The organism is Serratia sp. N21D137, assembly GCF_047530005.1.
GTDB classification, from domain to species: Bacteria; Pseudomonadota; Gammaproteobacteria; order Enterobacterales; family Enterobacteriaceae; genus Chania; species Chania fonticola_B.
The window spans coordinates 43,904-55,037 of record NZ_JBLJAJ010000020.1; the positions used below are offsets into that span (position 1 = coordinate 43,904).

The 11,134-nt window shown below is 49.5% G+C and carries 9 protein-coding genes; all 9 read right to left on the reverse strand.

Features of this window, described 5'->3' with window-relative positions; translation table 11 throughout:
• Nucleotides 1–40: 40 nt before the first annotated feature.
• Complete coding sequence (locus ACMV5H_RS16275) at nt 41–529, reverse strand: hypothetical protein (protein WP_021805103.1); 489 nt, start codon at nt 527–529, stop codon at nt 41–43.
• 412 nt (nt 530–941) lie between these two features.
• The gene (locus ACMV5H_RS16280; RefSeq protein WP_223501168.1) at nt 942–1,607 is read right to left on the reverse strand and encodes a LuxR C-terminal-related transcriptional regulator; all 666 of its coding nucleotides are present in this window, start codon (nt 1,605–1,607) and stop codon (nt 942–944) included.
• 100 nt (nt 1,608–1,707) lie between these two features.
• Nucleotides 1,708–2,367, reverse strand: coding sequence for a hypothetical protein (locus tag ACMV5H_RS16285; protein ID WP_414822101.1), 660 nt, complete (start codon nt 2,365–2,367; stop codon nt 1,708–1,710).
• 9 nt (nt 2,368–2,376) lie between these two features.
• The gene (gene ecpD / locus ACMV5H_RS16290) at nt 2,377–4,020 is read right to left on the reverse strand and encodes a fimbrial adhesin EcpD (protein ID WP_115159217.1); all 1,644 of its coding nucleotides are present in this window, start codon (nt 4,018–4,020) and stop codon (nt 2,377–2,379) included.
• A complete protein-coding gene (locus ACMV5H_RS16295; protein WP_051363686.1) occupies nt 4,010–6,493 on the reverse strand; it encodes a fimbrial biogenesis outer membrane usher protein in 2,484 nt (827 codons plus the stop codon). Before ACMV5H_RS16295 ends, ecpD begins: the two co-directional genes overlap by 11 nt.
• Nucleotides 6,494–6,608: 115 nt before the next feature.
• Nucleotides 6,609–7,277, reverse strand: coding sequence for a hypothetical protein (locus tag ACMV5H_RS16300; protein WP_115159216.1), 669 nt, complete (start codon nt 7,275–7,277; stop codon nt 6,609–6,611).
• Between the two features lie 77 nt (nt 7,278–7,354).
• Nucleotides 7,355–7,945 (reverse strand): common pilus major fimbrillin subunit EcpA, encoded by a 591-nt coding sequence (gene ecpA, locus ACMV5H_RS16305; RefSeq protein WP_021805109.1) that lies wholly within the window; start codon nt 7,943–7,945, stop codon nt 7,355–7,357.
• An 899-nt stretch (nt 7,946–8,844) separates the two neighbouring features.
• Entirely contained in the window at nt 8,845–9,633 is a 789-nt protein-coding gene (locus ACMV5H_RS16310; protein WP_037375075.1) for a winged helix-turn-helix domain-containing protein, read from the reverse strand.
• Nucleotides 9,634–10,361: 728 nt separating this feature from the next.
• Nucleotides 10,362–11,126 carry a DNA-binding transcriptional repressor YgbI gene (ygbI, locus tag ACMV5H_RS16315; protein WP_021180531.1) on the reverse strand — a complete coding sequence of 255 codons (765 nt, stop codon included), beginning with the start codon at nt 11,124–11,126 and terminating at the stop codon, nt 10,362–10,364.
• Nucleotides 11,127–11,134 lie beyond the last annotated feature (8 nt).

The window sequence follows — 11,134 nt, forward strand, 5'->3', positions numbered from 1 at the left end:
CATTAAACATGCCGGTACATTATTATTGAATTAAAACAGTTTACTTACCTTCGACGGAAGGCAGGATCGCATCCAATTTATCCAACTCACTCATCATGGCACGATAAACATAGAGTTTAGACTGAGCATGGCGCCCATCTAATTTGTTTGTTGCGCCAAGATCACGCAGCTTTTTGAGCAATTTCTGAGTATTTGGTTTGTTGGCATCTGCCTTGGGAATGGCGCTATATTCTGCAAAGAGATCCTGCCACTCTGCTTCCCAAGCCTCTTGCTGGTTGTACCCTGGCGTGATTGCAGTTCTGGTTTTAGCGGCAACGGAACCACAATACTTATGTGCACCACCGCGTGTGCCGTAAATAACCCAGAGAGGCGATTTTTCCCGAGGATCATTGCCATATGACTGGATATCACTGACGCACTTGGTAACTTCATTACGCATATTTTGCTCTTGGCTGCTGATACCAGCAAAAGCATTCGCTGAGAACACCAGAGTACCGAGCATCAAAAGCCCAATTTTGCTTTTATTCATCTATATAGATCCTTCTAGAATAATTAATTAAAAACATGAATACGCCGTTCTTAAAGGCAGAAGGACCTTAATTTATAGCATTTATTAAGACAATAAAATTCAGCTAAAATGTTTTACTTTCGGATCTTTCATGAGAAATTCTTTAATATAACCAGTAAATTCTCAACTTAACACCGGAAATGATAATATTATCACGCTATTAATAACACCAGACTGGTCGTTTTATAGTCACTTGTAATGTAAAACAGCGAACGGTTCGCTTACCAGTGTTATATATATCATTAATATAAATCCTGGAATGAAGAATAAAACCAGAATAAAAGTGATTTGCACTGATTTAAGCCAGGTAGATTGACAGTGGAATTGTTTGAACTAACGCAACTGGCATTACCTGAGAAAGAGCCCTTCTCTCTCAGTGAGGTGGAGCAGGATGTATGCCCGAAATGGCAGTTTCATCCCAGTAGCGGGTTCTGAACGCCAACAGCAGCTGCATAAAGCCAACCTGATTCAGCCCCAACTTGCGCATAATATTCAGCTTATGGGTGCAGACGGTCTTATAGCTGCGCCCGATAACCTGAGCGGCATGCTGTGCATTGGCTCCGGCAACCATCAATCCCAGGATACGCCATTCACAACCTGATAATGGCCGCAGTTCCTGCAACAACAGTTGCCGCATCGCTGGGCTACGATAACTGGCGGTGGGATGAGCCGCCGAAATGGCTGCCAGTAAATAATTCACACTATCGCGCTTGGCCACTAATGAGAGGTGTTTTTGCGTTGCAAGCAGCGACAAAATATCCGGGTTGATGATATCGGTGAAAACCACCAAAGACGCCTTTGGCCAAAGCGTACCGAAGGTCAACACGAATCGTACTACCTGATAAATTTCTTCGGTATGATGGTAGAGCTCCATAATAACCGTTTGCTGTTCATTATCATTGAGTGATGAGACAATATCTTTCAGTCGACTTAGATGGCTGATTTTTTTATTTTTCGGGTCAATCAACGCCTGCAGGCCGATCTTTACCAAAGGATGGGGCTCAAAGAGAATAGAGGTCTCGTTATAGAAGGCATACATAATTAATTATCCAATTGAAAATATTTTATTTTTTAGTTTATAAAAACCACCTGAAACCCGCGTTCCTTGCCGAATGGTCAATAAAATCCAATCTGGCTAATTAAATACAACTTTTATCCACGTTGATAAACTTATCGTTATAAATAATAAATTTCTGACCTTGCAGTTTGATACCCGGATGCGACAGCGTATCCCCTGGGCGTAAATACTCGGTGATCCCCTCTTCATCAGTGCTATCACAACCGGGTTTCAGCAGAAACTTAAAAAAGGTATTACCAGTGTTTTTGAGCGTACCGCGCTGCTTGTCAAGCTGGTAGTTAAACTGGGTGACACGCGGTCTGACCACCAGAATGGTATCCATTACCACGATCGGCTCAAGATTGGCACCGGCTTTGTTGCTCTGCCCGGTGGTCAGCAGGTTAGTCGGTACCTCGCGAAATGAGACACGATAATAACGCTCTTTATTATCCTTCGGCCCATGGTAGTAGAACTTGTAATATTCCCCCTGCCCTGCCCGCAGCGTCAGTTGCTTGGGGGCAAACAGCAATTCACCCTCTGCCGGTCGGGTTCGCACCTCTTGCTCCCCTGGCCGATCGATGGCACGAATGGAAACCTGATAAAACCGGGCGCTGGCGTTATTGTTCAACACCCGTTTGGCGACAAAGGACTGATCCTGATCCATCGCAAACGTCATGGTGCCCACGTTGATCGCCCCGGCGGTAAAGGGCAGGAAGATTAGCCATAGCAGCAGAGTTTTCACATCATCCCCTTAATTGATATTGCGCCAGGTTGCCTCAACGTGGATTTCACCGGCGGCATGCACATCACCATACCAGGCGTTACCTTCCACCGTTTTCAGCGAGATCGGTGCGTTCATCGGGATCCTGAACTTGACCTTGGTCTTGTTCATCACCCCCACGTCACCGGAAATATCGTTCCATGGTGTGCTGCTCCACAGGGCGTTGGTCATATCGTGCCACTGGCTGTCACAACCGGCATCAAACACCTGCTCCGTCCCCGTGCTGGTAGTAATACTAAGCTGGGCCGGGAATGGAACCTTCGTGGTATTGTCTGGCGAGGAGAAAATACAGTAGTTGATCCCTCCCAGTGACTGCGTTGGGCCGGTCGCCATCACCCTGACCTGATCGGCATTGGTCTTGGCGCTAGTGGTCACAATATAACCAAATTCCAACGGTGGCTCTGAAGGGCCAACATAGCCTTCCCGGTGCGGGCTGTTATCGAAATCCTCGGAAATAATGCTGATACTGAAATCACGAGGCTTGATGATCAGTTGGTTAGAAGTCGAGAACTCATACCAACCCGATTCCGGCGAGGTGGTGTTCTGGAAACGGAAGTTAATCAGATCGTGCGTACCGCCGTCGGTGATCCCCAGCTTGACCATCTGTTTGAAGAAGTTACTGGCAAAAAACACGTAAACGGCATTGCTGCTCTTCAACTCGTTAAACGTATAGTAGCTGCCGGTACCCGAGGTATTTTTCCAACTGTTGCCATTCAAACTGAATTGCAGATCGGCCGCATTAACCGCCGATGACAGTGCGGCATGGTTGATCGACGGAAAAATATGGATCGAGGTGTTACTGACGCTGCCATCCGTTTGCAGATCGTAGCTGACCATCTTGCACATGATACCGCTGCGGGCACCGACGGTTTGGTTGCGGCAGTCCGCATTACCTTCACCGATGATCGGTATCCCATCGCTGTTGACGAACACTTCCGATACCGCATTGGTATTGATGAAGCGCAGGTGTGCCGCCTTGGCATGGGTGACGGTACGTCGATACCAGGTGCCTGAGCTTTGATCCTTGCAGCGTTCGCCACTGCTGGCACTGTAGACCGCAGAAGTCTGACAGCCGTTGATCTGCATGCTGAATGACTCACCAGCCCCCATCTGCCTGAGGTACTGATAAAAACTCGGTGACATCATGCCGTGCATCCATTTTTGATTCCCGGGAGTAACAACCACCCCATAGAACCCTTTTTCATCGCTGGTCTCTGGCAGGATCAGACTGGTTTCCATATTGCAACCGGTATACCAGTTGATACAGCGCAGGCCAAGAAATGGATTTTTGATCGGCGCATTTTCCAGCCACATATCGTAACGCCAGTTGGCGATCAGACCATAGTTGAAACCATTGTCGACGTAGCCCAGGCTCTGTTGATAAATGGTGCCGGATCCGCCATATTTCAGGCCGGTCCATTTATTGGCACCGGTCATACGCGGATCTAGCCCCCCTGCCGGGGTCACAAAGAAGTTATCGTCCGCATTGTTCTCAACAAAGACAAACTTCATCGTGGCGGCATCTCCCAGATTGGTCGGGTTCACCGCCTGCGCCGGGGCGATGCTCAGCAGGCCGCCGATCAACAGCGCCAAACGTATGCTATTAGCCTTCATTGTTCATATCTCCTGGTTGGCCCACTTTGGCGTAGGACTTCAAGCCGCGGCAAACCACGTCGCCTACCCAGACCGCACCCTGTGCCTTGCTCAGATCCAGCGCCACCTCACAGCTTTGATTGTGGCGGTAGGTAAAATCGATTACCGGGAATTTCTTATCCACATCCATCACGAACTCCCCTTTTTCATCCGTACGGGTACGCCCGATATGGTTGTTGATATTGGCGTTGGCCAGCAGCGTGCCATCCTCGGCCTTGATACGGCCAAATACCGTGACCATCTGTTTGATTTGCGGTTCGATGACCGCCACGTTGCCCGGGTACAGCGTCAGGCTGTTCTTACGATTGGTGACGATATCGAAGCTTTCCGCCGAGTTTTTGTTGTTCATCAACTCCACCACATACTGACCATAAGGGGACAGGGGCAGATAGTTCTTGTCGCCGGTCAGCTTGACGACGCGGCCATCCACGCGCGCGGTCAGCATGCCTTCATTTTCCAGGCCGGTATTGATAATAATCCCTGAGTTACCTTCATTGCGTCCACTTGCCGCGATATGACGCCCCTGCCAACCGACGCTGCCGTTAGCGGTTAGGCTGGTATTCACGTAGCCGTCTGCGGAGCTGCTAACGTTGACGGTGCCGGTAGAATACTTGGTGTCAAAACGGGCGTAGGCACCGCCGTTAAAGCTGTTATCCCCGTTGGTATCCCCGGAGATGGCGCGCGACAAATTGGCCCCCACGGTTCGGATCGGCCCATCGGCAATCTCTTTACGCGCCGCAATATTGGCCGTGGTGTAGCCGTTCTGGTTAGAAACCCCGGCGCTGAACCAGTTGCCCAGTGGCAAGGAGAAATCGAGCGCAATGTACTTGCCGGTATTACCGCCGGAATGGCCATTATTGTATCGCTGTACCCCCGCACGTATGCCCAGCGTGCCGTAACGGCCGGTGAACAGATTCTGGTAGTAATCCACGTTGTAATAATGGCTGCTATTTTTCTTGTCGTCGTTATAACTGACGCTGAGCGTGCCGAGGTGAGGCACAATCGCCCCCAAGTTCAGCGAGCCGCCGATCGCCCGGTTATGCGCATCGTTTTGGCGCAGTTTGTTGCCGATCACCGTTTTTTCTTCGTTGGCCCACAGCGTACTGAAACCACCGGGCAGCGTGGCGCTCACGGTGTTGATCAGCGTCCAGGATCGGTCCGTGGCTACCATGCTCTGCGTGCTAACCTGCACCGCATCGATGATCGGTATGCTTAAACGGCCTTCCGCCACCGAAGTACTGTCCAGGGAATAGCCGGACAGCGCCCAGTTAAAGCGAGACAGGTTGCCAGAGGCTGAAGCCCCCAGCAGGTAGCTATCTTTAGCCTCAGCGAAGCGATCGTTGTCGCCATGCCACTCATCCATACGCACCATACCGCCCCAATACTGCCAGAACATCGGCGCACCCGCGGCGTGCAGCGGACTATAGAGTTTGTTAACCCGCTGCATACGGCGGCTGATCACCTGACCATTGACGATCACCTCAACCTGCACATCGTAAATACCGAAAGGCAGCGTGCCGGTATCCACTTCGTGGTTACCCATGGAGAAATTCTGTACGCTGAGCAGGCGGCCATCACGCGACAGGTGAACCTCCCCCGCCGAGGGGAAGAAAGCGACAATCGGCGTTAACGACTGGGTATTATCAAACACCGTCGAATTGGCACGGCTGCCATAGGACATGCCGTAGATTTTGCTCGAATTGATGGTGGTCACTGGACCCAACGATTGCAGGTTCCAACTGTCGAGCATGCCTGCGGCAAAGCGTCGGCCAGCGAAGTCACGCTCATACATCACCTTATACAGCGTCGAATCCTGGTTGCTGCTGCCAATCCCATAGACAGAACCGTTCACTTCCACATGATGCTCACGCAGAGAAGTGACGTTATTCAGCGATAAATAGCTGGAGGTAAAACCTTCACTGGCTTTGGTGCGATTATCGTAAATGCCCAGGTTATAGGCTAGCGTGCTGCTTATCTCATCAACACTCGACGCACCAATATCACTGGCGCGCTCACGCAATACCGTCCCCAGGGCCGATTGCTTCACCACCAATTGCAGGTTCAACTGGCGGAAATCCAACGCCAGCCAAGCATCATCCGACAGCGTGATGCGTTGCTTATCGTCAAAGTTGGCATCATTGAGCGCATTGAGCTGCTTGGTGATCGCGGCGGTCAACTGTGCGCCACCCTCGTTATCTTCCAGGGTAATTTCGCTGATTTTCAGATGGTTATCATCAAGCACCAGCAATGCGCGCCCAATGCGTTGATCGTCTTTCAGGGTGCTGTTTTGTTCAAAATGCAGCAATAACGGGATGCTCATCCCCTCGCGCAATGCCATGCTGAAAGTCTGGGGGATCAACACACCATCAATTTGGGTTAACCCGGCGGCAAGAGCCGACTGCCCAGGGATCATCACGGCCGGGATAACGCTCATCCCCACCGCTACTGATATCTTGAGTAATGCACTATCCAGTGCTAGTTTCACGTCTAACTCCTTGAACTATTATGCATCCCTTTACTGCAACATCCCGTGGCAGCCCAACTCAGTGTTATTTGACTTGAATAAATTGCTCTCCATACCAAAGCGCAACGTGGCTTTTCTTATCATTGATATCCACTTTGGACAGGCCACGATCTTTACCTGGCATGACAAAATAGTTTTCCTTGCAGTTGCTGCCTTCTTTCTTATTCTTGCAGGGGCCGTAGGCCACCATTTTGAAGGTGGCATTGCCGGTATTGGTGATTTTGTTATTGGCAAACTGATGATTAAAATTAACCTGACGTGGCGTAACCACTAAAATGGTGCCAATACGCGCCGAGGTGGTGGCCACGCCATTGCGTTTGGCGGTATTCTGCCCCGCATCGGTTAATGCCTGATCAAACCAGACAATCCGGTAATAGCGTTCTTGATTATCTTCTGGCCCTTTATAATAAAAACGGATCACGTCCCTGGCGTTGGCTGGCATCATCAGGCTGGCGGGTGACAACAGCATTTCGTCTTTCGTCACCATCGGGATCACGGTGCCCGATTCCGTCGGGTCGGAAATCCTTTCTATTTTTATATTCACCAGGCGGCCGCTATCCGTCGTATTTTTAATTTCTTTACTTAGCGTCGCGCTATTACTGGGCATAAAGGAACTGATCGCACCAACATCCAGCGCCAAAGCGCTGTGGCACAGAGACAGCAACAGGGGAATAGAAAAATAGAAACGATTCATAGCGGTATTCCAAACTCTTTAGCTGACAAAAACAGGGGGTTTCCCCCCTGTTAGGACGCATTACTCTGGGGAAAAGATTATGCGGTAGTCCAGGTAGCGTTGAACTCTACGCTCACGTCACCACTCCAGATACCTTCAGGCAGGGTGCTGAAATCCGTCACCGCAGTTGTGCCATCAGCAGTTGCGCCGATAATGGTGAAAGTGAACTGGTCCTGCGCGCTGGTACGAACGGCTTTGTCGTAAGCTGCAGACAGTGCGCTCAGGTTACCACCCAGAACACCGGCCTTAACGTCGATCATGGTAGTTTGAGCGGTTTTGCCTACGTTAGCGCCGTTGTAGTCAACGCCGACTTCCAGGGTAGAACCCGAGGTGTCAAGCTGAGTCAGAGTATTGGATACCAACTTGGAGGTCAGTTTAAAATCGGTGGCGGTTCCTTCGCCCTCGATAGTCACGTCGAACAGACCTTTCTGGCTGTTGAAGCCTTTGATGCCTTCAGCATATTGGAAAGACAGGCTGCCGATTGGCGTCACAACCAACTTGCTGGTGGTATCTTTCTTGGCAGTGGCTGACCAGGTAGCCAAGGCTTGTGCGGTAACGTCTGCTGCCTGAGCGGTGCCCACTACTGCGAATGCTGAAACGATTGCCAGAGCAAGTGTGATCTTTTTCATGGTAAAACTCCCTAAGTTATAGATTTCTATTGTCCGTTAAATGTACCGATCTTTGTCATCTCCACTCACTCCGGTATTGCCAGTTGCTAGCGGGATAACGCCAAGTATTGATATGCAACGTGAGTATGCCTCTCGTCCTACTTGGCGAGAAAAATCTTAACCCAAATAAATATTAAGATAATCATTAACTAGTAAATGTGAAATGTTTAGATTTAAATCCTGTATTTAATATTTTTAACACTCAATTAAGGATAGAAATCCCACCCATGCAAGGCGAGTAGCAGAATTATCCTAGATTAATTCGATCAAACATTAATCACGTTATAACTACCGTTATTCGGCGTCCATTCTGGTGAAAAATCAGCCTGTACAGTTATTGCCTGTCAGTTAAGGCAACCCATTTCCCCTCACCCCAACCCTCTCCCAAAGGGCGAGGGAGCTAGTACGGTGCCGTGTTCAAGTGCAGAGAAAAGCTGCGACAGGGTTGATGCAGAAGCAGTGTGCCGTAATAAAATTGTGGCACGCTCGGTCCCTTCTCCTTTTGTACGAGGGTGGCGGTACTACAGGTGCAGAAGTGAGCAGAGAGAGGGTTGATGCAAAGCCGGAGTGCCGTAATAAAATTGTGGCGCGTTCGGTCCCTTCTCCTTTTGTACGAGGGTGGCGGTACTACAGGTGCAGAAGTGTGCAGAGAGAGGGTTGAGGCAGTGTGCCGTAATAAAGTTGTGGCACGTTCGGTCCCCTCTCCCTTTGGGAGAGGGCTAGGGTGAGGGGCATTACTGTTTCGGGATAGTGAGCCAGCGGAATAAGAGGGCGGATAACGCTAATGAAGTGGTTTATTCTAAGGTCACAATACTCTGGCTGTCGGTCGTTCACCCCGCCAGCCAATCAGCATCATTCAATTACAGGGAGGATTCGCTTTCCAGACCAGAGCAAAGTTCAATCTTATGCTCTCGCAAAATCTTGCAGCGGAGAAAAAATAGCCGTGAGATGCCAGAAATATACGACTTCACCTGATTTCCACGTATCAGCAACAGGTATTCATCCGGCTGGCATTGGATTTTTTGCCTTGCCACCTGCGCCAGCACATCATCGCTGAATGCCGGATCTGCCCGAACCGTGGAGTACGACATAAATACCGCACAGTTACCCGATTTACCCAGATAGCTCTCTTGCCGGATACTTGGATTGAAAATATAGAACGCTATGCCTGCCAACACCACACACACGAAGCCCAGCATCCCCCAACCATAGCGCAAGGAAGCACGGGAGAACACCTTGCCTACCACCACGGGTATGGTTTTAGCGACTGATACCGGCGGTTCGGCACCAAGGATCGGCGTATCCTTATCATCTTCACAAGACACAATCTGGATTTCGCTGTGCAGCATAAAACCCACCTTGGGAACCGTGACGATCACCTCCTCATCAATTCCCAGCGCCTTGATCACTCTACGTAACTTGCTCACGCACTGGTTAAGATTATTGTTACTGGAAATCATCCCATAATCATCCCACACCTTTTTGAAGATCACTTCACGGCTCACGGCATCGCCCTGGTGGACAATAAGTAACTGCAGCAAGCGCTTGGATGGGTTGGAGATGGTGACAGTATCGTCAAACAGATCGCTCAAACTCAGCGTTCCGCTATCGACATCGAAGATAATACGGTCATTAAGCTTATATTTCATTATATTCACGACTTTCACTATAAAAACAGACAGCCCAGGCATTAATCGTTAATAAAATCATTTAATTGAAATTAAAAAAAAGCCTTCGTGAACGTTTTTATCGCTAGTAAATAGACCGCGGGTAATTGTCATTAACTGTGGCATTTTTCCTTCTCCCTGGAATAAGAATTTTCTCATGACCAAAACAAAGATTATCGAAACACGCTGATTATTGATATATTGATTCGTTAAATTTCACAAGGATAGATTTTTATGTTGCCATAAATTTATTTTTAGCGAAAAAATTCACCAAAACACCTTGCATAGCCTGTTTTAATGTAAAAATATCGCAGATTTAACCATCACAAAGATCTTACAGGACTGGGAAAGTCGATGTTTTCGGCTAGCGTTGATAACCTTTATCATTTAAATCAATGTTTTTAACCTGTCACTCTGCCAGATAACCGCCTTGACATGACACTGACTTTACATAGCGATATAACCTGGTATTAACCATACTCATTAGGGTGTATATCAGCACCGCATTAAGGTGAATCCATAAAAATAACTCATTAATTTTTTATAGGTAAATATTATGTAGTAGCGGGCTGACGGTGCCACCGGCTGGCACCTGGACGTGATGGAATTATTGCGGCTCAATGCCTGGATTATCTGCTGTGAAGTCTGTAGCCACGATCTTGGGGCAGCGATAACCACCCCGGTGTTTATCAGATTGGCGGGATTGAAAGTCACTGCATCGCAGTAAGCAACGTAATATTTGCCTGCATAATCGCCTCACGCGCCGCTTCCGGCAGGTGATCGTCAGTGATAATCACCTCAAAGACCGAAATCGGCAGCGCCAGATAGGTGGCCACTTTGCCATATTTGGACGTATCACTTAGCAAAATGCGACGGCGGCTGGCCTCAACGATGGCGTTTTTCACCACCACCTTATCCTCGTTCGGGGTAGACAAACCACGCATACTCCATGAAGAAGCAGAGATAAACGCCAGATCGATAAACAGATTACGTAAAGCCTGAGCCGCAGCGGCCCCCACGCAGGAACGGTTTTCCCGGCATACCGTACCGCCGGTGTGGATCAGCTTGCACTGGCTATGTTCCAGCAGATAGGCGGCAATAACAAAATCGTTGGTCACCACAGTGATATCGTCACGATCGCCGAGCTGACGAGCCAGGGCCAACGTGGTGGTGCCTGCATCCAGGTAGATGCAGCTGTTGGCCGGGATCTGCCGCGCGGCCAGTTGCCCAATGGCAGCTTTCTGCTGGCTGAACATCCCTTCCTTATCCTGATGCGAAGGCTCAATCGCCACTCGTTCGGCCGACTGCACACCGCCAGAAACGGGCAGTACGCTGCCCTGCTCTTCCAGTTTTTGCAGATCGCGCCGGATGGTCATGTGTGAGACCCCGAGCCTTTCGGTCAGTTCAGCTATGCTGACTGCGCCGCGCTCGGACACCAGCGCCAAAATTTGTTGGTGGCGTTCAACAGGTATCACGGTTCCCC